Annotated in this window: 23 protein-coding genes; 14 read left to right on the forward strand and 9 right to left on the reverse strand. The window is 68.9% G+C overall.

The features are described from left to right. The first annotated feature begins 350 nt into the window (after window positions 1-350). Window positions 351-1,520: an RtcB family protein gene (locus ABLG96_RS05720; protein WP_353650426.1), complete on the forward strand. Its 1,170-nt coding sequence runs from the start codon at window positions 351-353 to the stop codon at window positions 1,518-1,520. A 72-nt stretch (window positions 1,521-1,592) separates the two neighbouring features. Here the strand turns inward: ABLG96_RS05720 and ABLG96_RS05725 are convergent, their stop codons facing one another. The 3 genes from ABLG96_RS05725 to ABLG96_RS05735 all read right to left on the reverse strand — a co-directional run bounded on the left by ABLG96_RS05725 (window position 1,593) and on the right by ABLG96_RS05735 (window position 4,833). Next, window positions 1,593-2,861, reverse strand: coding sequence for an amidohydrolase family protein (locus ABLG96_RS05725; protein ID WP_353650427.1), 1,269 nt, complete (start codon window positions 2,859-2,861; stop codon window positions 1,593-1,595). Between the two features lie 89 nt (window positions 2,862-2,950). Further along, window positions 2,951-3,442, reverse strand: a complete 492-nt coding sequence (locus ABLG96_RS05730; protein WP_353650428.1) for a GAF domain-containing protein — start codon at window positions 3,440-3,442, stop codon at window positions 2,951-2,953. Then, entirely contained in the window at window positions 3,442-4,833 is a 1,392-nt protein-coding gene (locus ABLG96_RS05735; protein ID WP_353650429.1) for an MFS transporter, read from the reverse strand. The genes ABLG96_RS05730 and ABLG96_RS05735 overlap by 1 nt, the downstream gene beginning before the upstream one ends. Window positions 4,834-4,948: 115 nt before the next feature. Between ABLG96_RS05735 and ABLG96_RS05740 the strand changes: the two genes are divergently transcribed. Beyond that, entirely contained in the window at window positions 4,949-5,857 is a 909-nt protein-coding gene (locus tag ABLG96_RS05740) for a MurR/RpiR family transcriptional regulator (RefSeq protein ID WP_353650430.1), read from the forward strand. 399 nt (window positions 5,858-6,256) lie between these two features. Here the strand turns inward: ABLG96_RS05740 and ABLG96_RS05745 are convergent, their stop codons facing one another. After that, window positions 6,257-7,240 carry an aldo/keto reductase gene (locus ABLG96_RS05745; RefSeq protein ID WP_353650431.1) on the reverse strand — a complete coding sequence of 328 codons (984 nt, stop codon included), beginning with the start codon at window positions 7,238-7,240 and terminating at the stop codon, window positions 6,257-6,259. 182 nt (window positions 7,241-7,422) lie between these two features. Then, window positions 7,423-7,866 (reverse strand): MarR family winged helix-turn-helix transcriptional regulator, encoded by a 444-nt coding sequence (locus tag ABLG96_RS05750; protein ID WP_353650432.1) that lies wholly within the window; start codon window positions 7,864-7,866, stop codon window positions 7,423-7,425. Window positions 7,867-7,944: 78 nt separating this feature from the next. Here ABLG96_RS05750 and ABLG96_RS05755 point away from each other — a divergent pair, with 78 nt between their 5' ends. From ABLG96_RS05755 to menD, 4 genes are all read left to right on the forward strand, one after another. Then, window positions 7,945-8,316: a cupin domain-containing protein gene (locus ABLG96_RS05755; protein ID WP_353650433.1), complete on the forward strand. Its 372-nt coding sequence runs from the start codon at window positions 7,945-7,947 to the stop codon at window positions 8,314-8,316. Window positions 8,317-8,522: 206 nt separating this feature from the next. After that, window positions 8,523-9,647, forward strand: coding sequence for an ATP-binding protein (locus tag ABLG96_RS05760; RefSeq protein WP_353650434.1), 1,125 nt, complete (start codon window positions 8,523-8,525; stop codon window positions 9,645-9,647). Continuing rightward, window positions 9,644-10,672, forward strand: a complete 1,029-nt coding sequence (locus ABLG96_RS05765; RefSeq protein WP_353650435.1) for an o-succinylbenzoate synthase — start codon at window positions 9,644-9,646, stop codon at window positions 10,670-10,672. Before ABLG96_RS05760 ends, ABLG96_RS05765 begins: the two co-directional genes overlap by 4 nt. Beyond that, entirely contained in the window at window positions 10,669-12,372 is a 1,704-nt protein-coding gene (menD, locus tag ABLG96_RS05770) for a 2-succinyl-5-enolpyruvyl-6-hydroxy-3-cyclohexene-1-carboxylic-acid synthase (protein WP_353650436.1), read from the forward strand. Before ABLG96_RS05765 ends, menD begins: the two co-directional genes overlap by 4 nt. Window positions 12,373-12,435: 63 nt before the next feature. Here menD and ABLG96_RS05775 read toward each other — a convergent pair whose 3' ends face one another. Both ABLG96_RS05775 and ABLG96_RS05780 read right to left on the reverse strand, forming a co-directional pair. Then, complete coding sequence (locus ABLG96_RS05775) at window positions 12,436-13,350, reverse strand: aminoglycoside phosphotransferase family protein (RefSeq protein WP_353650437.1); 915 nt, start codon at window positions 13,348-13,350, stop codon at window positions 12,436-12,438. Between the two features lie 73 nt (window positions 13,351-13,423). Beyond that, window positions 13,424-14,371 carry a helix-turn-helix domain-containing protein gene (locus tag ABLG96_RS05780; protein WP_353650438.1) on the reverse strand — a complete coding sequence of 316 codons (948 nt, stop codon included), beginning with the start codon at window positions 14,369-14,371 and terminating at the stop codon, window positions 13,424-13,426. 121 nt (window positions 14,372-14,492) lie between these two features. Between ABLG96_RS05780 and ABLG96_RS05785 the strand changes: the two genes are divergently transcribed. Further along, window positions 14,493-15,137, forward strand: coding sequence for an isochorismatase family protein (locus ABLG96_RS05785; protein ID WP_353650439.1), 645 nt, complete (start codon window positions 14,493-14,495; stop codon window positions 15,135-15,137). A 206-nt stretch (window positions 15,138-15,343) separates the two neighbouring features. Continuing rightward, the gene (locus ABLG96_RS05790; RefSeq protein ID WP_353650440.1) at window positions 15,344-15,925 is read left to right on the forward strand and encodes a dihydrofolate reductase family protein; all 582 of its coding nucleotides are present in this window, start codon (window positions 15,344-15,346) and stop codon (window positions 15,923-15,925) included. Window positions 15,926-16,024: 99 nt separating this feature from the next. Here ABLG96_RS05790 and ABLG96_RS05795 read toward each other — a convergent pair whose 3' ends face one another. After that, complete coding sequence (locus ABLG96_RS05795) at window positions 16,025-17,230, reverse strand: chorismate-binding protein (RefSeq protein WP_353650441.1); 1,206 nt, start codon at window positions 17,228-17,230, stop codon at window positions 16,025-16,027. A 93-nt stretch (window positions 17,231-17,323) separates the two neighbouring features. Here ABLG96_RS05795 and ABLG96_RS05800 point away from each other — a divergent pair, with 93 nt between their 5' ends. Next, entirely contained in the window at window positions 17,324-17,800 is a 477-nt protein-coding gene (locus ABLG96_RS05800; RefSeq protein WP_353650442.1) for a DUF3592 domain-containing protein, read from the forward strand. Here ABLG96_RS05800 and ABLG96_RS05805 read toward each other — a convergent pair. Beyond that, complete coding sequence (locus ABLG96_RS05805) at window positions 17,768-18,898, reverse strand: inositol monophosphatase (protein WP_353650443.1); 1,131 nt, start codon at window positions 18,896-18,898, stop codon at window positions 17,768-17,770. The genes ABLG96_RS05800 and ABLG96_RS05805 overlap by 33 nt on opposite strands. On the opposite strand from ABLG96_RS05805, the gene ABLG96_RS05810 reads away from it, so the two are divergent. The 5 genes from ABLG96_RS05810 (at window position 18,897) to ABLG96_RS05830 (ending at window position 23,072) form a co-directional block, all read left to right on the forward strand. After that, window positions 18,897-19,586, forward strand: coding sequence for a demethylmenaquinone methyltransferase (locus tag ABLG96_RS05810; protein WP_353650444.1), 690 nt, complete (start codon window positions 18,897-18,899; stop codon window positions 19,584-19,586). The genes ABLG96_RS05805 and ABLG96_RS05810 overlap by 2 nt on opposite strands. A gap of 234 nt (window positions 19,587-19,820) precedes the next feature. Further along, the gene (locus tag ABLG96_RS05815) at window positions 19,821-21,098 is read left to right on the forward strand and encodes a geranylgeranyl reductase family protein (RefSeq protein ID WP_353650445.1); all 1,278 of its coding nucleotides are present in this window, start codon (window positions 19,821-19,823) and stop codon (window positions 21,096-21,098) included. Between the two features lie 14 nt (window positions 21,099-21,112). Continuing rightward, on the forward strand, window positions 21,113-21,481 hold the full coding sequence (locus ABLG96_RS05820; protein ID WP_353650446.1) for an NADH-quinone oxidoreductase subunit A: 369 nt from the start codon (window positions 21,113-21,115) through the stop codon (window positions 21,479-21,481). A 128-nt stretch (window positions 21,482-21,609) separates the two neighbouring features. Further along, complete coding sequence (locus ABLG96_RS05825; protein ID WP_353650447.1) at window positions 21,610-22,212, forward strand: NADH-quinone oxidoreductase subunit B family protein; 603 nt, start codon at window positions 21,610-21,612, stop codon at window positions 22,210-22,212. Then, window positions 22,209-23,072 (forward strand): NADH-quinone oxidoreductase subunit C, encoded by an 864-nt coding sequence (locus ABLG96_RS05830; protein WP_353650448.1) that lies wholly within the window; start codon window positions 22,209-22,211, stop codon window positions 23,070-23,072. The genes ABLG96_RS05825 and ABLG96_RS05830 overlap by 4 nt, the downstream gene beginning before the upstream one ends. Window positions 23,073-23,119 lie beyond the last annotated feature (47 nt).

The raw sequence follows: 23,119 nt of genomic DNA on the forward strand, positions 1-23,119 counted from the left end.
GCTCCGGCAACCGGCGGGAGTGTCGTCCCGCCCCGGGGAGGCTGTCCCCCACGTTCGCGGGCTCAGCGGTCGCGAAGGCCTGACGTTCGCGGTCCTGACGGTCGCTTAGGCCTGACGTTCGCGGTCCTGATGGTCGCGAAGGCCTGACGTTCGCGGTCCTGACGGTCGCTTAGGCCCGACGTTCGCGGTCCTGACGGTCGCTCAGGCCTGACGTTCGCGGTCCTGACGGTCGCTTAGGCCTCACGTTCGCGGTCCTGATGGTCGCTCGGCCCCGACGTTCGCGGACTCAGCGGTCGCCATCCTCTGTCCGAAGCACATCATTGCCGCACCACTGTCACGGAAGGAACACCATGCAGTACCTGAACGACAAGCTGCTGAGCTGGGCGTCGATCATCGACGACCTCACCCTCGAGCAGGCGAAGCAGACGGCGCAGCTCGACATCGTGTCGCCGTACCTCGCGCTGATGCCCGATGCCCACCTGGGCAAGGGCGCCACCGTCGGTTCGGTGATTCCCACCCGCGAGGCGATCATCCCGGCCGCGGTCGGCGTCGACATCGGCTGCGGGATGCGGGCGGTCCGGACCCAGTTCAGCGTCGCTGACCTGGCCGGACGCGATCTCGCGGCGCTGCGGCACTCGATCGAGCGCAGCATCCCGCTGTCCGCCGGACGGCACAACCACCGCATCGAGTCGACGGCGGAGCCCCGGATCGCTGAGCTCGAGGCGCTGGCCGGCGATCTGCTCGACACCATCCAGTCGCGGAGCAAGAACTGGCGGCATCAGCTGGGATCGCTCGGCTCCGGCAATCATTTCATCGAGGTGACGGCCGACGAGACCGGACGGATCTGGTTGTTCCTGCACTCGGGGTCGCGTGGCGTCGGCAACCGGATCGCCCAGCACCACATCGGGGTCGCTCGGAAGTCCATGGCGGACAACCGGATCGAGCTGCCGGACCGTGATCTTGCCTACCTGGTCGCGGGGACCGAGGAGTTCGACGCCTATCTGGCCGAGCTCACCTGGGCCCAGCGGTTCGCCGCGCTCAACCGGGACGAGATGATGGAACGGGTCGTGCGAGCGCTGTCGTACTGGATCGGTAGCGAGGTGGAGGTGTCCGAGGATCTCGGCTGCCACCACAACTACACCGCCCGGGAGACGCACCACGGCGAGCTGCTGTGGGTGTCCCGCAAGGGCGCCATCAACGCCGAGGTCGGCATGCCAGGGCTGATCCCCGGATCGATGGGCACGGCCTCGTACGTGGTGTCCGGCAAGGGGAATGCGCAGTCCCTCTGCAGCGCACCGCACGGTGCGGGCCGGGCGTACTCGCGGACCAAGGCCCGCAAAACCTTCTCCGTCGAGGATCTGCGAGCAGCGATGGTGGGGATCGAGTACCGCGACACCGATGCCTTCGTCGACGAGATCCCCGGTGCGTACAAGGACATCGACCAGGTGATGGCCGATGCCGCAGATCTGGTCGAGGTCCGGCACACCTTGCACCAGTTGGTGAACGTGAAAGGGGACTAGGAGAGTCCCGCGTCACGAAGACAGCCCGGTCGATGTCCACTTCGGTGGACGTCGGCCGGGCTGTCGTCGTGATCAGCTGAAACGGCCGGCAACCAATCGACCGTCCTGCACGACCGCGGACAGGCGGGAGTCGGCGAGTGCTGAGATGTCATCCAGCGGGTCCTCGTCCAGGACGACAAGATCGGCAGCGGCACCCGGGATGATCTGGCCCAGCTCGCCGTCCCGCTGCAGCACGGTCGCGGCCACCGTCGTCGCCGCCCTGATGACGTCGATCGCCGGCTGGTGCTCGGCGCGGATGGCGAACTCGCGAGCCTGGTGGCGTTGCATGCCGCCCAGCAGGTCCGAGCCGTACGCCGGGTTCACCCCGGCGGCGTGCAGCAGTTGCAGGGCCCGGATCCCACCCTCGAGCACCGCGTCGACCTTGGCCACCGAGGCGGCCGGCACTCCCTGCTCGACGCCCTCGTCGGACAGTGCCCGGTACGTCACCAGGTTCATCGCGACGAACGCCTGATGGTGCTTGATGAGCTCAGCAGTCTCCTGGTCGATCAGGTTGCCGTGCTCGATGGTGCGGACCCCGGATTCCACCGCGCGCCGGATCGCCCGGGGTGTGTAGGCATGGGCGGCGACGTAGCGGTTGGCTGCCTCGGCCTCCTCGACGACGGCCCGGATCTCGTCGAGCGAGTACTGGGTGGAGTCGATGCGATCGGTCGGCGAGGCCACCCCGCCACTGACCATGATCTTCAGGTGGTGGGCACCCTTGCGGAGCTCGTCGCGGGCGGCGAGACGCACCGCGTCCACCCCGTCGGCGATCCGACTCAGCGACGGACAACACAGGTGATCGACATTCCCCGTGCGGCCCGGACCGCGGTCGTCACCGTGACCTCCGGTCTGGGACAACGCCTTTCCGCCGAAGAAGATCTTCGGCGCACGCAGCAGCCCCTCACGTTGGGCTCGGTGGATCCCGAAATCCGCACCGGCCATGTCCCGCACGGTGGTGAAGCCGCGATCCAGCATCCGGCCCATCAACACGGCGGCTCCGAACATGACGTACGACGACGGGGAGTCCACCAGTTGCGACAGGTCGGCGTCGACGGCCAGCACGTGCACGTGACAGTCGATCAGGCCCGGCAGCACGAACTTGCCGGTCAGGTCGATCCGCTCTGCCGACTCGTCGTCGTCCCGGGGGCCCGGTTCGCTGATCTGCACGATCCGGCCGCCGGCCAGCCTGATGTCAGCGGTGCGCCAGGTTCCGGCGGCGACGTCGAGGTAGCGGGCCCCGGTGAGGATCCGGTCGGCGGGCGGACCGTCGAGCTCGTGGGCGGAGGTGGTGGGTTGCGTCATCGGAGTGCCTTCCTGCAGAAGCGGTGTGCGATCAGAAGTATCGGGTCGGGGGAGTGCGGCGGACTGCCCGGTCCGCAAGGCGGTCGGGGTCAGGCAGTCAGCACCGCGTACGCCGACCCGCGCGCGATCAGCTGGGCGGCGGCCACGTCGTCGTCACCGAACGAACCCGGTCCCGCCAGAATGCACAGCGTGGCGATCGTGCTGCCGTCGTCCACCACCGGAGCATTGACAAACGCGCCGCAGCCCAGCCGCTCGATCAGCGCGTGATCGGAGAACGCCCGCTGGACGTCCGCCGCGGTGTTGCCGACGTAGGGCAGCTGGTGCTGCACGCACAGCTCGTGCCACTGCGGTGTCAGATCTGCCGCGGTGCTCTTGCGTCCACCGACCGGATAGTCCTCCGGTCGGGACGAATGGATCCGGCTCAGCGTGCCGTCGTCGTCCAGTCGCAGGACGGTGAACAGCAGGCTGGGCATCACGGCGGCGATCAGACGCTCCACCACGGCGAGTGAGGTGAACTCGTCGGGTCGACGATCCCGGTCGGCGGGGGGCCGGACGTCGTCGGTCGAGATCTCCGACGACATCACGACTTTCCCTCAGCCAGAAGGGTCTTCCGTCGCGGTTCGCCCGCCTGGATGCTCTCGAGCGACCGGCCCTTCGTCCGGACGGCGAACAGCAGGGTGCACACGATGCCCACCACGAGCACCGCCGTCGTCATCCCGAAGACCCCGGTGAAGCCCCACTGGGTGGCGAAGACCCCGATGATCAGCGGGGCGGTGATCGATCCGATCCGCCCGAACGACGAGCTGAGCCCGACCCCGGTCGCGCGCAGCCAGGTGGGGAACACCTCGGGGGTGTAGGCGTATACGCCCGAGTAGGTGCCGTTGAGGAAGAACGACAAGGAGATGCCGGCAGCGGTGATCCAGCCGGGTGACGTCATCTGGCTCAGCCAGTAGGCGCTCACCGCGGAGCCGGCGAGGTAGCTCGCGATGGTGAACTTCCGGTCGAACCGCTCGTTGAACCAGGCGGCGCTGAAGTAGCCGGGAATCTGCGCCAGGTAGATCAGCAGAGAGAAGTTGAACGACTTGGTGATGGTCAAGCCCTTGTCCACCAACAGGGTCGGGATCCAGGAGAAGAACCCGTAGTAGGAGAAGGTGATCACGAACCAGATCAGCCAGGTGACGGCCGTGATCCGCCACATCTGCGGGCTCCACAGGTGCACCAATGCTCGGCGCAGGGTGAACTTCTCCGGTGCAGGTTCTTCGGCATGGTTCGGATCCACCGGGGGGAGCGGTTCCCCGGTGCTGCGTCGGACCCGTTCCTCGAGGGTGCTCACCACGGCCTCGGCTTCTGCCACCCGCCCGACGTTCTGCAGGAATCGGGGGGATTCCGGAAGGGCGCGTCGCCACCAGAGCAGCAGCAGGATCGGCAGGAAGGTGATGACCTGCGCCCAGCGCCAGCCGTTGTCGAACACCGGGACGACGAACCTGCCGATCAGCGCGGCGCCGACGAATCCGAACGAGAAGAACCCGGCCAGCGCGCCGACGAACCAGCCGCGGCGTTTGCTCGGCACGAACTCGGACAGGAATGGCGCGATGATCGCGCTCTCGGCTCCGGCACCCGCTCCGGCGATGACCCTGGCGGCCAGGAACATCGGGAAGCTCCACGACGCCGCGGCGATCAGTGAGGCGACCGCGTACAACGCGAGTGACCAGCACATCACCCGCTTGCGCCCGATCTTGTCGCCCAGGTAGCCGGCCGTCATCGCGCCGAACAGGAACCCGAACGGCGCTGCGGACGCCACCAGTCCGAGCTGACCACCGCTCAGGCCGAAGACCGCCTTCACGTCCGGCAGCAGGAAGGCGACAATGGCTGCGTCCATACCGTCGAAGGTGTAGCCGAGGCCGCCGATCAGCAGCAGGCCGTAGTGCGGTCGGGACAGTGGGAGTCGGTCGAGCCGGGCGGTGAGGGACACCGGGACCTCCAGGGGGCTGGGTGGATTGCAGTCAACCTAGGCGCAACAAAAATTGCAGTCAATAGGTCAATGCAATTCGACTTGCACATCTGCTGGCGGGCCGTAGGCTCTGGCCGTGGCGTCCCGACCGGTCGAACCGACACCCGAATCGCTCGACGAATGGTTGCGCTCACTGCTCCCGCCCGGCGGCCTCGGTGCCCAGGGTCAGGCGGTCTTCCAGCAGTTGCACGCTGATCCCGGACATGCCAGCCATGCCCCCGCCGCCGAGATCGCCGAACTGGCCGGTGCCTCGGTTTCGTCGGTCACGCGAACCGCGCAACGGCTGGGCTTTCCCGGCTGGCCGCGGTTGCAGGCGGAGCTTCGGTCCCGGTACCTGGCCCGGCTGTCGCTGGTGGACATCGCCGCATCGCATGCGGATTCGCAGATGCCGTTCGGTGATGCGCTACGCAACGACCAGCGTGCGCTCGCGGCGGCGTCGCGGTCCATCGACGAGGCCCAGATCCTGCGAATCGCGCGGCGGATCATCAAGGCGGACAACATCTATGTGACGTCGCAGGGCAGTTTTGCGGCGGTCGGCCTCGCGCTGGCGCACAACATGGGGATCGCCGGCTATCCGGTCAGGGAGCTGTTGAACGAACCGGCCGCCCTGAGCAACGCAGTGTCCCGGATGGGACCGGCGGACCTGCTGATCGTCTGCTCCTACTGGCGTATCTACGACGTGGCAGTGATCGCGGCCCGATCGGCCCATCGGCGAGGAGCCGCAGTGGTGCTGCTGGCAGACAGCCTCCCGCAGGCGCTGCGCGCTGTGGCTGACGAGGTGGTGATCGCCCCGGCCGAGGGCACCTCGTTCTTCCCGTCGCTGACAGCCGCAACCGCTGTGCAGCAAGGGATCGTGGCAACCCTCGCCAGCTTGGATCCCGCCAGGACCCGGACGGCCATGACTGCAGCCGAACGGTCGTGGCAGGACTTCAAGTTGTTGCACCACGAGCCTTCTCGGCCGACGGAACCGCGCTCCAGGAAGTGATGGTGTGCGCTCACAGCTCCCAGGTGAACCGCATCAGGCAGAGACGTTGGCCCGCGGACGAACCCGCCGCGTTCGGCGTTGTACGCGTTCCTGTGCTCCCGCCGCACCAGTTCGGCACGATTGCTGGTTCCCGGCCCTCCGTTCGGCGTTTTCGCGCCACACAGCTGCTCCTGGCTTCCGGGCGACGCCCCCACGTTGATCGAGCGAGCGACTCAGGAGCGCGTCGAGATCCATGAAGCGATCGCTGCCGAGCCGATCGTGGCCACCGTCGCCCGTCGCATGGACAAGTCGGGGCGCCTGCTCCATTGGCTGATCGAAGCCCCTCCACTGATCCAGAGGCCGGTAGCGGACGGCAAGCCAGTGCTCTCGACGGACCAGGATGCATCCGCAGGTCCGTGCTCAGACCAGCGAGTCGGCTGCTGCGGTGAGACGGTCCAGGTCCGAGTCGTCCATGCGGACCGTCGGTGCCGCAAGCAGTTCGGCGAGCTGGGTGGTTGACGTTGCCGATGCCAGCGGTGCGGTCACGGTGGGTTGCTGTAGCAACCAGGCCAAGGCGATCGCGGCGGGCCGGACGTCGTGGGTGCGAGCGATCGCGTCGAGTGTGTCGAGCAGTCGCAGCCCAGCCGGGGTGAGCAGAGGCAGCACCCCGGCGCCTCGGGCACGGCCTTGGGTGTCGGCCGTGGTGCGGTACTTGCCCGTCAGGAATCCTCCGCCGAGCGCCCGATACGGAAGGACCATCAACCCTTCCGCAGCCGCGATTCCGGCCACCTCCGACTCGTAGGGCTGTCGCTGCGAGAGGCTGTAGTGCGGTTGCAGAACCACCGGGGCTTCCAGGCCGCCACTGCGAGCTACGTCCAGCCATTCGTCGATCGTCGCCGCAGCGAAGTTCGAGAGACCGACAGCCCGTATCTTGCCGGCACGGAACGCGGCGTCGAAGGCGGCAGCGCTCTCCGCGACCGGGACGGTGCGGTCCTCGTAGTGCGCGAAGTAGATGTCGATGCTGTCGGTGCTCAGCCGGCGGAGCGATGACTCGAGACCACCGGCCACGCTCTTGGCTGACAGGCCGTCGAAGTCCGCGTGGTTGCCGACCTTGCTCACGAGGGTCACCTGCTCTCGGGTGCCCCGCTCACGCATCCATCTGCCGATGATCACCTCGGACTCGCCGTTCGAGTAGGTGTCCGCGGTGTCGACCAACGTTCCGCCCGCCTCGACGAAGAAGTCGAGGACCTGGCAGGACTGACCTTCGTCCATCGTGCGGCCGAAGGTGTTGGTGCCCAGGCCGATCGGCAGCTCCGGCCGCGGCCAGGGACGGTCGCCGATGGGCTCGACCAACCTGTCCGACGCCGGACTCATGTTCAGGGCTTCCTGCTCGCGCACGTTCATGCTGACAGCCAAACATCTGGGACCGACAGCGACGTGGTACTTGCGCGACGAATCGGATCCGACCGTTCGGCACCGCGCAGACCATGATCAGGCCGCTGCAGGAGTCTCGACCTCGATCTCGTCCCGTGTCCAGCGCACCAGGGCCGCTCGGTTCCGGTGCAGCGCGTCCCACTACGACACATTCACCAGGCCGGCCGGATCGGTCCGGACAGGTCCAGCTGCTGCAACAGCATGCGCAGGGCCGCGACCCCATCGGCGCCCAGCCGGTCCTGCCAGGAGTTCACCACCTGCTGCGCGGCCGCCTCAGCGCCATCGGTGCAGGCTCGGCCGCGCTGCGTCAGCTGCAGCGGGCGGCGGCGCCTGTCCGAGGGATCGTGGGTCCGCACCACATAACCGCGGTCGACGAGCTGGTCGACGAGCTTGCCGGCCGCCTGCTTGCTGACGCCGAGGTGCTCGGCGACATCCAGTGAGGTCGCATCTCCCCGGGCGATCCGGACGAAGGCGAATCCGTGGGCCGGACGGACGTCACGGAAGCCGCTGCGCTGCAGCTCGTCCTGGATGCCGGCGACCGCATCACCCGCAGCGGCGAGGACGAGCATCGCGACGTCACCCCTGTTCGGTGCCATCGCTCCATGTTGACAGAAACGGTCAGCCTGGTTGACCATTATGGTCAATCACGTTGACCATTCACCGAGGAGCCGACCATGACCGTGATCGCCGAGTCCGACAGCCGCAGCTTCCAGATGCACGGAAGTACGTTCACCTCGTTCGTCGCCCCGGCAGGCGGCAGCACCCAGCTGTGCGCCTGGCGCCTCGACGTGGTTGCCGGCACCCCCGGAGTGCCGCACCGCGTGTCGCACGAGGAGGTGCTGCTCGTCCTGGGCGGTGAACTCCTGGTGGATCTCGACGGTGTGGCACTGCGGGCACACCCCGGCCAGACTGTTTTCGTCCCCGCCGGCTCGCAGCTCGCCGTCGCCGGCGGGCCCGGCGGAGCGCGTGCCTGGGTCACCACCTCCGTCGGGCTCACCGCCACCACGGGGGACGGCAGCGTGATCGCTCCGCCCTGGACGCAGTGACGTCCCCGCGGGTGCATCCCGCTGTCGGTGCGCGCTCGTAGTCTGCTGATCGCTCGGCCGTCGGGTGTCCTGCAAGCCGAGGACTCCGTCGCTAGAGTGTGAAAGATTGAAAAGATGGAAAAGCCTGTAAAGGCTCCGTCGGATCGATCGGCGACAGGAGCTCGTCCGCGCACGGTGGCGGGTTCGACACAGGAGGTGGGCAGGGCATGGGCAATCCGTTCCGGCCCACCTTCGGCGTCACTCCGCCGGTGTTGGTCGGTCGCGACGAGCAGATCGAAGCGTTCACCGAGGCGCTCGACGACGGCCCCGGCGCCCCCGGCCGGGCGATGCTGTTCTCCGGCGCCCGCGGCACCGGCAAGACCGTGATGCTCAACGCTCTCGAGGATGCAGCCCGGCTCCGGGGTTGGCTGGTCATCTCACAGACGGCGCGTTCGGGCATCGCCGCCGAGATGCGCGACACCCAGATCCCGGACCTGCTGCACCGCCACGTCAGCGGCATCGTGCGCAACCAGCTCTCCGGCCTGACGGTCACCTCGCCGGTCGGTGGACTCGGCGTCACCCGACTGCGCGTTGACGACCATCCCGAGGTCGCCTCGCTGCGGTCGCGGCTGGAAATCCTCACTGATGCGCTCGCCGAGCACGACACCGGCGTGTTGATCACCATCGACGAACTGCACTCCGGCGCCCGCCGCGACCTCACCGTCATCACCCAGACCGTCCAGCACCTGTTCCGCGAGGAACGCGAGATCGCTTTCCTGGCAGCAGGTCTGCCGCATGACGTCGCCGCGCTGCTCGATCACCCCGGCACGACGTTCCTGCGCCGGGCCGAGCACTACGCCCTGATGGCCGTCACCGACGAGGAGGTGCGCGAAGCGCTGCAGGTGCCCATCGAGGACAACGAGCGGACCATCTCCGCTGAAGCGCTGGACATCGCCGCCGCGGGGACCCGGCGCTACCCGTTCCTGATCCAGCTGGTCGGCTACCACACCTGGCGGGCGGACGAGTCGGCCGCCGAGATCACCGCTGCCCACGCCCGGCAAGGAGTGAAGGCGGCCACCCGCCGGCTCGGACGGCTGGTCCACGAGCCGGCCCTGAACTCGTTGTCCGAGGTGGATCTGCGGTTCCTGCTCGCGGTCGCCCAGGACGACGGGCCCAGCCGGATGCAGGACATCGCCCGACGGCTCGGGGTCGACGCCAGCTACGCCGGCCAGTACCGCCGTCGGCTGATCGCCGCAGGCCTGGTGGCTCCCGCCGGGTACGGGAAGGTCGACGTCGCCATCCCGTACCTGAGGGAACACCTGCGCTCCCGTCCGGTCCGGGAACTCACGTGAGGAGTGGCGGGACCGCGGAGGTCGAGGACATCTTGCGCAGCGCCGTCGTGTTCGCGATCCCGATGGTCGACCGGTTCCGGGGCGTCGACATCCGCGAGGGCATCCTGATGCGCGGGCCGGCCGGATGGGCGGAGTTCGCGCCGTTCCGCGACTACGACGACCAGACCGCCACCGGCTGGTTGGCCGCGGCGCTCGACACCGCGCTGCACCCATGGCCCGCCGCGGTCAGGAACACCGTCGAGGTCAACACGACGGTGCCGATCGTCGACCCGGAGCGGGCGCACGCACTCGTGCTCGCCTCCGGCTGCCGCACCGCAAAGGTGAAGGTCGGTGGACCCGGCACCGACCCGGGAGCTGATCGCGACCGGTTGCGCGCGGTGCGGGACGCGCTCGGACGAGACGGCCACATCCGTATCGACGCCAACGCACTGTGGGACACGGCCACCGCTCTGGCGCTGATCCCCGGTCATGCCGAGGCCGCGGGTGGGTTGGAGTATGTGGAGCAGCCCTGCCGCACCATTCAGGAACTGGTGACGGTGCGGGCCCGGGTCGCCGTGCCCATCGCCGCCGACGAGTCGATCCGGTTGGCGTCCGATCCGCTGGCGGTGGCGAGGGCCGGCGCTGCCGACGTCGCGGTGCTCAAGGTCGCACCGCTCGGCGGCGTGCACGCCACGCTGCGGATCGCCGAGCAGATCCGCGCCGAGGCCGCGATGGACGTGGTGATCTCCTCGGCCGTCGACTCGGCGGTCGGGCTTGCTGCCGGGGTCGCCGCCGCCGCGTGCCTGCCGGGGACCCCCAGGGCCTGCGGGTTGGGGACCAGCTCGCTGCTGGTCGGCGATGTCAGCACCGAGCGACCACTGCCGCAGGACGGCAGGCTGCCGGTGGCACCGCGAGCGCCGGAACCCGATCTGATCGACGCGTGGCCGGCAGACGAGGACACCGCCCAGTACTGGCGCGCGCGGTTGCGACGGGTTGCGGAACTGCTTGCCGCGCAGCAACTCTCGACCGGAATGAGGTGTCCATGACTGCCCAGTCGCCGTCCGGGCCGGCGGTTCCGCCCGCGGTGCTGCTCGCCCGCACCCTCGTGCTGGCCGCGATCGGGCACGGCCTGACGGATGCGGTGCTGTCGCCCGGTTCCCGCAACGCTCCGCTCTCGCTGGCCCTGCACGCCGCGGACGCCGCCGGGCTGCTCCGGCTGCACGTCCGGGTCGACGAACGCAGCGCAGGCTTCCTGGCCCTCGGCCTCGGCCGAGCCAGCGGCCGTCCAGCACTGGTGAGTACGACCTCGGGGACTGCGGTGGCCAACCTGCACCCAGCAGTCCTCGAAGCCCACCACGGCGGCGTGCCGATGATCGTGCTGTCTGCCGACCGGCCACCCGCGTTGCGAGCGCTCGGCGCGAACCAGGTGATCGACCAGCGACAGGTGTTCAGTGGCGCACTCCGGTGGTTCGAGGAGCCGGAACCCCCTGCGCCGCACAGTGATCCGGAGCAGTGGCGCGCGATGTTCCAGCACGCTCTGCGGGCATCCGTCGGCGCGCTGCCAGGACCGGTCCAGCTGAACCTGCCGTTCGACGTCCCGCTGCTGCCGGAGGCTGCGGAGTCCGAGGACCCCGACCGCTGGCTGAGCCAGGTGCGACCGGGAGGCTTCGAGGCCCACCCGGCGACGGATGCGGAACCCGTCGCCGCCCCGGAACCGGGCGAGCGGGTGTTGTTCGTCGCGGACCTGACGCACCCGGCCGCCGCAGGAGTGGCCGCAGCCGGCCAGTTGGTGGTCTCGGAGGCCGGCGGCGCCGCGGGCCCGCGGGTACTGGAGGCCGGGATCCCGCTGCTGGAAGCGGATTTCGCAGGAGACCTGTTCGCCGGAGCCACCCCCGACCGGGTCGTCGTGCTCGGACGACCGACGCTCTACCGGGCGGTCAGCGCGCTGCTCGGATCCGCGCCGGTGATCGACGTGGTCGGACCGACCGGACCGGTCGCCGACCCGACAGGCCGCGCTCGCACGGTCTCCGGCGCACTGGCCGCCATCCTCGGGCCGGCGCCGACGGAGTTCCGCGAAGCCTGGCTGGACGCCGACAGTGCCGTCCGGGACGTTCTCGCGGAAGCGGTGGCCGGGCACGACCTGGGCCTCGGTCCGTTGCTGGCGCGCACCGTGGTGGCCTCGCTACCGACATCGGCCATGCTGGTGCTGGGCTCCTCCCAGACGCCGCGCGACGTCGGTCGCTTCTCCTGTTGTCGCGCCGGGGTACGGGTACTGGCCAACCGCGGGGTGGCCGGCATCGACGGCACCGTCTCCACGGCGATCGGTGCAGCGCTGGCCGACCCCGAGCGCCCCACGGTGGCATTGCTGGGCGACCTGACGTTCCTGCACGAGCTGAACGGACTGCTGATCGGGCCGCACGAGCCGGTGCCCGATCTGACCTTCGTGGTCTCCAACAACGACGGCGGCGCCATCTTCGGCACGCTCGAACCCGGTGCGGCGCAGTACGTCCGTCCGTTCGAGCGGGTCTTCGCCACCCCGCTCGGGGTGCAGCTCGGGCAGGTCGTCGAGTCGCTGGGATATGAGCACCTGATGGTCACCGACCCGGAGGAACTGGCGGCCGAACTCACCGCGGAAGCGCTCCAGGGAACGGGGATCCGGGTGATCGAAGTGCCCACCGACCGGTCATCACTGCGGGAGTTCAGTGCCACGGTGCGTGGTTCTGTGGACAGGGCGCTGCGACGCTGAACTCCTGTGGTCCCGCGTCATCGATCGTGTCCTCGCCGGGATGAACCTGCGGCTGCGCCCGGATCAGCAGTCAACGTCGCTCAGGACGTCTTCGATCAGTTCCAGTGCACCGGTTCGCCACCCGAACTGCACGCCGGCTTGTTCGATCCGGTCCGGCGCCTCCTCGCGCGCGTCCTGCAGGGTGATGGCCGCCTTCCACAGCATCCACCCCCGCGCTCGTGCCCAGGTGTCTTCGTCCAGCGCAACGCCCCGCCGGAACGCGTCCCGACCGGCGCCGCGGAAGAACGACCACGCGATGACCAGATCACAGGCTGGATCTCCGACGCCGCAGGTGCCGAAGTCGATGACGGCGCTGAGCCCGCCGTCCCGCACGAGTAGGTTGCCGCCGCTCATGTCCCCGTGGAACCACACAGGTGGTGCGTTCCAGGCGCTGTTCAGCGCGGTGTCCCAGATGGCGAGCGCGGCCGACGTGTCGATCAGATCGGCGAGCGCCGTGATCGCGGTCCGGGCCGAGTCGTCCCAGTGAGCTGGGCTGTCGCCGCGGTGGAAGCTGTGCAAGCCTGCCCGGGGGCCGCTGGTCGCGTCGATCCGGCGCAGCGCGTTGAGGAACCCGCTGACGTCCTCGGCCATTCGCACCGGATCCGACACCCGCTGCGGTGTGGCCTGTTGGCCGGGGAGCCAGTGGTAGACCGACCACGGTCGGGGGAACCGATCACTCGGCACACCTCTACCGAGCGGGATCGGGATCGGGAACGGCAGTTGCGGCCGCAGCAGCGGCAGCCAACGGTGCTCCTTCTCCACCTGGGGCGTGTACATGTCCGCACTGGGAAACCGCACCGACAGGGAGTCGCCCAGGCGCATGGTGAGGTTGTCCCAGCCGTCCTTCTCCACCGGTCTGATCGGCAGGTCCGCCCACTGGGGAAACTGCTCCTCCAGCAGCTGGGTGATCAGCTCGATCGTGATCTGGTTCTTGTGCACACCGGCAACTACAACAGAACAGCCCGCTGGCGCACGACTGTGTTCTCCGACGACCGCCGCGAAGGATCGCCGCTCAGGTCGTCGTGTCGAAGCGGCGTCGGTAGCTCGACGGCGTGCTGCCGATCGCAGACGCGAAGTTCTGCCGCAGGGTGACCGGGTTGCCGAATCCACATGCCGCGGCGATCTGATCGATCGAGAGGTTCGAGTTCTCGAGCAGGAGCCGCGCTTCGTCGAGACGACGGGACCGCACCCAAGCAGCGGGTGTCGACCCCATCCGGTCTCGGAATGCTCGGACGAACGTCCGGCGACTCAGGTGGGCTACTGCTGCGAGCCGTTCGATGCTGAGGTCGGCGTCGAGGTTCTGCAAGGCCCAGGTCGTGGCCTGCCCTATCGGGTCGGCGGTTGTCTGCGGGGACACGGGGCGTTCGATGTACTGCGCCTGCCCGCCTTCGCGGTGTGGTGCAACGACGAGGCTTCGCGCCACCGTGTTGGCCGCCTCGGCACCGAGTCGGGTCCGCACGATGTGCAGGCACGCGTCGATGCCCGCTGCGGTGCCGGCGGACGTCATGACGTCGCCATGGTCCAGGTAGAGAACGTCGGCGTCGACGGTGATGCGCCGGTGCTTCTCTCTGAGGGCCTCGGCCGCGTGCCAGTGGGTGACGGCGGTGCGCCCGTCGAGCAGGCCGATGTCTGCGATCGCGGTCGCTCCGAGGCACAATCCGACGATCGTCGCTCCGCGTTCGTGGGCGGCCAGGAGTGTCCGCCGTAGCCCTGGCCGGGGTTCGCGACCGTCCGGGATCCAGGAGGGAACGATCACGATGTCGGCATCTGCTGTGACGTCGACACCGCCGACCCGGCCGAGGCTGTACCCCTCTTCAGTGCGGATCGACCCCGGGCGATCCGAGAAGAGCACGGTCGCCCACGGCGCCAGGCCCTGACGGGTCACCTCGCCGAAAACCATCTGCGGGACGGCGAGATGAAACATCGTCACGCCGTCGAACGCGTACACCGCGATCTTCACGAAGCCCTCCTGGGTTTGGCCTGATTCCATCGTAAGGCCGCACTCGTGCCAGTGGTGCCGAGCGTCCGACCGGGCAACACTGAGGGGTAGATCCCACTTGTCCCAGACCCAGGAGCATCCCTTGACCAACCCGACCCGCGCACTTGTCCTTGTCGACATCCAGCAGGAGTACTTCAGCGGACCGCTGGAGATTCAGTACCCCGCACCGACGGATTCGGTCCAGAAGATCGCCGCAGTCATCGATGCCGCGACCGCTGCGAGCGTTCCGGTGGTCGCTGTCCAGCACACGGCCGGTGACGAAGCGCCGATCTTCAACCCGACGACGCCCGGTTTCGCCTTGCACCCGGACATCGAACAGCGCCGTACCCCGGAGTGGAAGATGATCACGAAGCAGTTCGGATCGGTGTTCGCGGGTACAGATCTGCTCGCTTGGCTGCAGGAGCATGCGATCGAGACCATCACCCTCGTCGGGTACATGACCAACAACTGCATCATCACCTCCGCCGCCGAGGCCGAGACCCACGGCATTGCGGCCGAGGTGCTCTCCGACGCGACGGGTGCGATCAGCATCAGCAACGACGCCGGTCACGTCGACGCCAAGACCGTCCACACGACCCTGATGGCAGTGCTGAACTCCAACTTCGCAGCGGTCGGACCCACCGAGGCCTGGATGACTGCCCTGCGCCTCGGGCAGGCGCTCCCGAAGGACAACCTCCTGAGCTCGGCGATGTCCGGCGCCCAGCATTTCCAGGGGGTGACGGCCTAGTCCGGGAGGTGCTGGCAGCGGCACGCGTCGGCGGCAGCCGGGCCAGGGTTACGCGCTTGCCGGACAGTCGAGCAACGGATCTTGCGAGGTGTCGAAGTGCTCGGCAAGACTGTCGGAACAGGCTCGCCCACCCGAATCCCGTGAACGCTCTGGTTGGTGCCGCCTGACGCTGCAGGCAGCGGCCACCCGTCCGAGTGGAGACACCCATGGGCAAGCTGATCTACGCGACCAACACCTCGCTCGACGGCTACCTCGAGGACGAGAGCGGCTCGTTCGACTGGTCGGTGCCGGACGAAGAAGTGCACGCGTTCTGGAACGAGCACGAGCGGCGCATCGGCACATCGCTCTACGGCCGCCGCATGTACGAGACGATGCGCGTCTGGGAGGACGACGACTGGTTGACGACCGAGCCGGCGGTCGTCCGCGAGTACGCCGAGGTCTGGCGCGACGCCGACAAGATCGTGTACTCCTCGACGCTCGCAGGGGTGTCGACGGCGCGTACCAGGATCGAGCGACAGTTCGAGCCCGAGACGGTCCGCCGGCTCAAGGAGATGTCCAGCTCGGACCTGAGCATCGGCGGTGCTGACCTTGCGGCGCAGGCGTTCCGGCACGGGTTGGTCGACGAGTGCGTGCTGCTGCTGTGCCCGGTGCTCGTGGGTGGCGGCAAGCCGGCGCTGCCCCGGGGCGTACGACTCGACCTCGAACTACTGGACCATCGAAGGTTCGGCAACGGTGTGATCTACGTGCACCACGCGATACGACCCGCCAGTTTCCCGAGCACCGCCTGACCTCGCGGGGGGAGCGAGGTCGGCTGGGGAGGCGCTGAGCCGGACAGCCCACAGCTGCTCGGCTCACCTGCTGACCGAGGTCACTGCCCGTGTGGGACGTCAGGACTCCAGCGCGTCGCGCATCGGGATCATCTTGACCTGGGCCTCGCGGACCTCACTGTCCGGATCGGAGTCGGCCACCAGCCCACCGCCTGCGGTCAACCGCACGCAGCGCCCGTCCACCAAGGCGCCGCGCAGGGCGAGGGCGAACTCTCCGTCACCGCGGGCATCCATCCAGCCGATGGGAGCGGCATAGCGGCCGCGCGGTCGGCCCTCGAGTCGACGGATCAGCTCAAGGGCCGCGTCCCGGGGGTACCCGCCGACAGCCCCCGTCGGGTGCAACGCCGCCGCCAGCTGCAGGGCCGACGGGGCCGGATCCGCCAGCTCGCCGACGACGTCAGTGGCCAGATGGACGAGGTTCGCCAGCACCAGGGCCTGCGGCTCGGGTGGCACGTCGAGGCTGGTGCTGACGCCCCTCAGGACGGACGCGACCGAATCGACGGCGTATCGGTGCTCGGAACGGTTCTTGGCGCTGGCCAGCAGATCCGCGACCACCGGATCGCCCACGTGCTCGGCCCAGCCGGTGCCGGCCAGCACCCGGGAGGTCACCACCAGCCGGCCGTTCTCCCGGTGTCGCTCGACGAGCATCTCCGGGCTCGCACCGACCAGCTGATCGACGGCGTAGGCCCAACAGCTCGGATAACGGTCCGCGAGAGCGCCGAGCAGGAACCGCTCGTCCACGTCGGACTCCGTCACCGCCGTGAGATCGTGCGAGAGCACCACCTTGCCGAGCTCGCCCGCCCGGATCGCCTGCACTGCGGAGGCGACAGCTGCCCGGTATCCGAGCGCCGACTGCTCCGGGTCCGACCAGCGGATCGTCCCCGGCCGCGTGAGGCGGGTCGGCCTCGGCTGCGAGCCTGCCCCGCGGTCGCCCAGGATCTGCTGCAGGCCGTCCGGCCCGGATCGCCAGGCGACCCGGGGCACGACGGCCACCGATGGGTCCTCGGGGGAGAAGCCGAGCGAGACGAACACCACCGGTTCGGCGTCCCCGGCGGCAGCAGCCGACCGGACGAGGTCCTCGAACCAGACCTGGATCCTGGCCGCCGCGTCGGCGCCACGGACGTCGAGCCGATGTGCTTCACCCCAGGCCGCGATACCGCGGCCGTGCCGCACGAAAGCCAGGGCGCCACGTGCGTGCGGCAGTCGATCGAGCAGCGGCGCAGCAGCGCCCAGCTCGTCGGTGCGCAGGTCGTGGACGGTGGTCACGAATCCGAGCGTATCGGCGTCCCGCCCCCGGCTCGGTCGGGTCGAGTGTGAGTTCCGGCCCACCCTTCCTCTTGCACTGCGAGAATGACGCCCGTGAGTCCAGTCCGAGCTCCTCGTCTGCCTCGAGTGCTCCGGCGCACCGTGGTCGCGGTGGCCGTCGTGCTGACGGTGCTGACCGTGGCCCTCACGGTGGCGATGTTCGTCGACGACGCGTCCATCGAGGGTGCCCGGGTCGAGACGGTCGCGACGGTGCTCGCCGTCTCGCCGCTGCGGACCGGGATCGAGTTCGTCGACGCCACCGGCATCACCATCAGGCCGACCGGCGGAGTCCTCTACCCGGGGAACCTGCAGGTAGGGCAGCAGTTCAAGGTCGAGTACGCGGCGAATGATCCGAGCATCGTCCGGGTCGCAGGTCGGTCGGCGGAGAACGTGCTGGTGAGCGTCGCGCTGATGCTGATGATCACCTGGCTGGTCGCCGCGCTGCTGATCACCTGCGCATCTCGGTGGCGCCCGTCGGTCGGCCGGTCGGCACGTCGGTCAGGAAGCGGTGGGACCAGGATCGTCGGCTGACCCGCCGGACATGATGGCGGCGTTGACCGCCAGGACCGCGTCGGCCACCCACGGATCGGCGACGAGCAGACCGTCCAACGGCAGCGGGATCTGCTGACCGGCGAGATCGGTGATCCGGCATCCGGCCTGGTCCGCGAGGGCGAGCGCACCGGCGACGTCCCACACCCGGTGCCCGCGGATCACCGCAGCCGCAGCCCGACCGAGTGCCACCTGTGCGATTGCCAGGGCCGGCGAGCCCAGCATCCGCACCCCCGCCCCGGCTTTGCGGCAGGCATCGGCCCAGTCGGACACCCACGGCGCAGCGCCGACGGACTCCGTGGGCTGCGGAACGAGGACAGGATCACCCTCCGGTTGGTCTCGGGGGCGGCCAGGGCTGTCCTCGATGAAGACCAACCTGCCGGCCAGCGAGTCCGACCCGCCCACCGCGGCAGCCTGCTCGACCGGGCGGCCGTTCGCCCGCAGGCCCCGCCCGCGCGCAGCGGCGTACAGCTGCGCCCGGTAGGGGTCTGCGACCACGCCGACGAGCGGGCCGCGGCTGTCGACCAGCGCGAGCGAGTAGCCGCACCAGGGCAGCCCGTTCCGGAAATTGGCACTGCCGTCCAGCGGGTCGACGATCCACAGCAGCTCGTCGGCGCCGAGCGACCCCGGCAGTGCCGTGTCGAAGCCGCCGGGCCCGCCGTACTCCTCACCCAGCACGGGCACGCCGGCGAACTCCGCGGTGAGGACCCTGCGGGTGTGGCGCTCCAGGGTGCGGTCGGTGTCGGTGACCCAGTCGTACGACGGGTCGGGCCCGGACCCGTTCTCCCGTCCGGCCGTCGCCGTGATCACCTCGGCAGCGTCGTTGGCCAACCGGCCGGCCACCTCGAGGGCGCGGGAGATCAGCACGGCGGATTCGGCGAGCGACAGAGCGGGGTGCGCCGGCTCCGCATGCCGCGACGCCAGGATCATGAAGTCAGCCTGCAGGGTGGGGATGAACGTGACTCCCGTCACCGAGGGGACGGAGGGTGACGGATCGGTGATCGTCAGGTGTCCGGATCGTCGCGGGTGTCCGGGCAGGTCGTCGGACGGTGACCGCTCACTCGGTACCGTTGCGGTCATGGCGCGCGCAGATCTCGACAAGCAGCCCCGGCAGGTGGCGGCGATGTTCGACGACGTCGCCCAGCGCTATGACGTGGCCAATTCGGTGTTGTCGGGTTTTCAGGATCGCCGCTGGCGGCGGCACATGGTGGGCGCCCTCTCGCTGCGTCCCGGTATGAAGGTGGCCGACATCGCCGCCGGGACCGCCGTCTCGACCGCAGAGTTGGCCCGCACCGGCGCCTGGGCGGTGGCGGCCGACTTCTCCCTCGGGATGCTGCGCGCCGGGGCGCTGCGCCGACCGGCCCTGCCGAAGGCCGCGGCCGATGCCCTGCAGTTGCCGTTCGCGGACGCCTCGTTCGACGCGGTGACCATCTCCTTCGGTCTGCGCAACGTGGTCGACCCGCCGGCCGCGCTGCGGGAGTTCGCGCGCGTCACCAAGCCTGGTGGCCAGCTGCTGGTGTGCGAGTTCTCCCGACCGGCGGCAATCGTGCGCCCGTTCTACCGGTTCCACCTCAAGCGGATCATGCCGCTCATCGCCGGGCGGTTCTCCTCCAACCCCGAGGCCTACAGCTACCTCGCCGAATCCATCGGCAGCTGGCCCGACCAGCCGACCCTCGCAACCACCATCGCGCAGGCCGGCTGGGGCGAGGTCGCCTGGAAGAACCTGACCTTCGGCGTCGTGGCCCTGCACCACGCCATCCGCGACTGATCGATCATCTGACGGGATCTCGACTCACTTCGTTCGCTCGATCGGCGGATCGGTCGGTGGTCGAGCGACGCGGGAGTCGGGACGGCCGGGAGGTTAGGTGAGCCTTAGCCCGCAGCCTCGTGTGAGCGGACTTACACTTGCTCCCAGGACTTCGTGAACTGCTTCACAAGCGCGTCGCAGAGTCCGGGTGAGCACGAAATCGGCCCGGCGACGGGCCAGTACGAGGAGGTGGACGTGAGCGGACACAGTGATCCGGTGGAGAGCGCTGACGTCATCATCGTCGGCGCCGGACCGGCGGGATCTTCCGCGGCCGTGCACCTGGCGCGGGCCGGGATGGACGTGCTGCTGCTGGAGAAATCGACGTTCCCGCGGGACAAGGTCTGCGGCGACGGCCTCACTCCGCGCGGCGTCAAGCAGCTGCACGTGCTGGGCATCGACACCTCCTCGGACGACTGGATCAAGAACAAGGGTCTGCGGGTCGTCGGCGGCGGAGTCACCCTGGAGCTGCCATGGCCGACGCTGGCAGACTTCCCGGACTTCGGCGTCGTGCGCCCGCGCCGCGATTTCGACGACATGCTGGCCACCCTCGCGGTGAAGGCCGGCGCCCAGCTGCGGCTGGCCACCAACGTCACCGGACCGGTGATCGACGAGAAGACCGGCCGGATCACCGGCGTGGAGGCGAAGACCGAGAACGGCGTCCGACGGTTCGCCGCGCCGCTGGTGATCGCGGCCGACGGGGTGTCCGCCCGGGTGGCGCTCGGGATGGGTGTCGGCAAGCGGGACGACCGGCCGTTGGGTGTCGCCGTCCGTCGGTATTACACCAGCCCCCGTGCTGACGACGACCACCTGGAATCACACCTCGAGCTGTGGGACCGCACGGATCCTGACAAGGCCAAGCTGCTGCCCGGCTATGGCTGGATCTTCGGTCTCGGCGGCGGCCAGGTCAACGTCGGCCTCGGTATGTTGAACTCGTCGAAGGCGTTCGGGCGCACCAATTATCGGCAACTGCTGCGCACCTGGTTGGACGGCACCCCGGAGGAGTGGGGACTGCGCGAGGAGAACGCCAGCAGCGAGATCGGCGGCGCCGGTCTGCCGATGGGCTTCAACCGCACCCCGCACTACGACCGTGGCCTGTTGCTCATCGGCGATGCAGGTGGCGTGGTGAACCCGTTCAACGGTGAGGGCATCGCCTATGCCATGGAGTCGGCGGCGATCGCGGCCGAATCCGTCCTGCAGGCGCACGGTCGCACCGGTGCTGCGCGCGAGGCGGCACTGCACGGCTACGTCGATGCGATGGGCCGTCATCTGGGCAGCTACTACCGACTGGGCGGCATCTTCTCCACGTTGATCGGCAACCCGCGGGTGATGCGGGCCGCCACCAGCCTGGGGCTGCCCCGCAAACGGCTCATGTATCTGGTCCTCAAGCTGCTGGCCGGTCTGTACGACGAGTCCGGCGGCGACTGGGCCGACAAGGTGATCCGGACGTTGAACCGGGCGGCTCCCCGTGTGTGAAGGGATCTGAAGACATGCTCGACTCGTATCTGCCGATCGTCATCCTGATCGTCATCGCCGGCGGTTTCGCGGTGACGATGGCGACGGTCGTCTCGGACAAGTTGGGGCCCAAGCGGTTCAACCGGGCCAAGCTGGATGCCTACGAATGCGGGATCGAGCCGACCCCGCTGCCGCCTGGCACCGCAGGCCGCTTCCCGATCAAGTTCTACCTGACGGCGATGCTGTTCATCATCTTCGACATCGAGATCATCTTCCTGTACCCGTGGGCGCAGTCCGCGGATGCGCTCGGCGTCTTCGGGCTGGTGGAGATGGGGCTGTTCATCCTGACCGTCTTCGTCGCCTACGGCTACGTATGGCGCCGCGGCGGGCTGGACTGGGACTGATCGATGACTGGGACTGATCGATGACAGTGACTGATCGATGACAGTGACGGGCACAGCGCAGTGCACGGCCGGTAGCGAGCCGGCCCCACAGGTCCACCAGCACGGAAGAGCGGAAGAGGACTGACGCCATGGGACTGGAAGAGAAGCTCCCGAACGGGGTCCTGCTGACCAGCGTCGAGAAACTGGTCAACTGGACGCGCAAGGCCTCGATGTTCCCGGCGACCTTCGGACTGGCCTGCTGTGCGATCGAGATGATGACCACCGGTGCCCCGCGGTACGACCTCGGACGCTTCGGCATGGAGGTCTTCCGCGCCTCACCGCGGCAGGCCGATCTGATGATCGTCGCCGGTCGGGTGTCCCAGAAGATGGCGCCCGTGCTGCGACAGATCTACGACCAGATGCCGGAACCGAAGTGGGTGCTGGCGATGGGCGTGTGCGCCTCCTCCGGCGGCATGTTCAACAACTATGCGATCGTCCAGGGCGTCGACCACATCGTTCCGGTCGACATGTACCTGCCCGGCTGTCCGCCGCGTCCGGAGATGCTCATCGACGCGATCCTCAAGCTGCACGCCAAGATCATGGACGACCCGCTGGGGCCGGCTCGTGCGGCCGAGTTCGTCGGCAAGCGCACCGAGCTCGTCGCCTCGTCGGTGAAGTACGGCAAGGGTCGCAGGTTGCCCGTCGGACGACCGGGCGCCGAGCCCGGTGTCAGCTCAGGGGTCAAGAAATGACCGGGCCGACCGAGGGGAAGCCAGGCGAGAAGCCCACGCAGCGACCGGCGGGCCAGCAGACCACCCCCGCCGACATCCCGGAGAAGGACAGCTCGGTCGATTCACCCGCTGCCCTGCACACCGGGAGCCCCACCGACGCCGCGCCGGCCGGGTCCCCGGCGATCGTCACGAACGCCCCTGCCGCAACGCCTCTGGTCACCGGGGTGCAGCGGCACGGCATGTTCGGCGCCCACGGCCCCGGCGACACCTCGGGCTACGGCCTGCTGGTGCGGGCCGAGCTCGGGCCGAAGCCGACGGAGCGGCCCTACGGCAGCTGGTTCGACGAGGTCGCGGATGCACTCGAGCTGGCACTGCAGCAACGGGGGATCCCGCTGACGGCGATCGAGCAGGTCACGGTCGCGCACGGCGAGATCACCTTCTACCTGCACCGCGAACACCTGCAGGGCATTCTCTGGGCGGTCCGGGACGAACCCGCCCTGCGCTTCGAGATGCTCGCGTCGCTGTCCGGTGCCGACTACGGAACCCGTGCCGGGGCAACAGTTCCGCGTCAGCTGCACGTCGTCTACGAGATGCTCTCGATGACCTATCGCCGTCGGATACGACTCGAGGTGGCCGTCGACATCGACGATCCCTACGTGCCGTCGGCCGTCCCGGTGTATCCGACCGCGGACTGGCACGAGCGCGAGGCGTACGACATGTTCGGCGTCATCTTCTCCGGCCACCCGGCGCTGACCAGGATCCTCATGCCGGACGACTGGGACGGACATCCGCAGCGCAAGAGCTATCCGCTGGGCGGGATCGCCGTCGAGTACAAGGGTGCCGAGGTACCGCCACCGGACGAGCGGAGGGTCTACTCATGACCACCAGGACGAACACCGGCACACCGGCGGACGATGTGCGCAGAGCC

It is taken from the genome of Nakamurella sp. A5-74 (assembly GCF_040438885.1).
Classification (GTDB): Bacteria; Actinomycetota; Actinomycetes; order Mycobacteriales; family Nakamurellaceae; genus Nakamurella.

Bases quoted from the DNA above. Each gene is read 5' to 3' on its own strand.
- ABLG96_RS05720 (WP_353650426.1), top strand. From the start codon at position 351: ATGCAGTACCTGAACGACAAGCTGCTGAGCTGGGCGTCGATCATCGAC.
- ABLG96_RS05725 (WP_353650427.1), bottom strand. From the start codon at position 2,861: ATGACGCAACCCACCACCTCCGCCCACGAGCTCGACGGTCCGCCCGCC.
- ABLG96_RS05730 (WP_353650428.1), bottom strand. From the start codon at position 3,442: ATGTCGTCGGAGATCTCGACCGACGACGTCCGGCCCCCCGCCGACCGG.
- ABLG96_RS05745 (WP_353650431.1), bottom strand. From the start codon at position 7,240: ATGAACGTGCGCGAGCAGGAAGCCCTGAACATGAGTCCGGCGTCGGAC.
- ABLG96_RS05750 (WP_353650432.1), bottom strand. From the start codon at position 7,866: ATGGCACCGAACAGGGGTGACGTCGCGATGCTCGTCCTCGCCGCTGCG.
- ABLG96_RS05755 (WP_353650433.1), top strand. From the start codon at position 7,945: ATGACCGTGATCGCCGAGTCCGACAGCCGCAGCTTCCAGATGCACGGA.
- ABLG96_RS05760 (WP_353650434.1), top strand. From the start codon at position 8,523: ATGGGCAATCCGTTCCGGCCCACCTTCGGCGTCACTCCGCCGGTGTTG.
- menD (WP_353650436.1), top strand. From the start codon at position 10,669: ATGACTGCCCAGTCGCCGTCCGGGCCGGCGGTTCCGCCCGCGGTGCTG.
- ABLG96_RS05790 (WP_353650440.1), top strand. From the start codon at position 15,344: ATGGGCAAGCTGATCTACGCGACCAACACCTCGCTCGACGGCTACCTC.
- ABLG96_RS05810 (WP_353650444.1), top strand. From the start codon at position 18,897: ATGGCGCGCGCAGATCTCGACAAGCAGCCCCGGCAGGTGGCGGCGATG.
- ABLG96_RS05805 (WP_353650443.1), bottom strand. From the start codon at position 18,898: ATGACCGCAACGGTACCGAGTGAGCGGTCACCGTCCGACGACCTGCCC.
- ABLG96_RS05820 (WP_353650446.1), top strand. From the start codon at position 21,113: ATGCTCGACTCGTATCTGCCGATCGTCATCCTGATCGTCATCGCCGGC.
- ABLG96_RS05825 (WP_353650447.1), top strand. From the start codon at position 21,610: ATGGGACTGGAAGAGAAGCTCCCGAACGGGGTCCTGCTGACCAGCGTC.
- ABLG96_RS05830 (WP_353650448.1), top strand. From the start codon at position 22,209: ATGACCGGGCCGACCGAGGGGAAGCCAGGCGAGAAGCCCACGCAGCGA.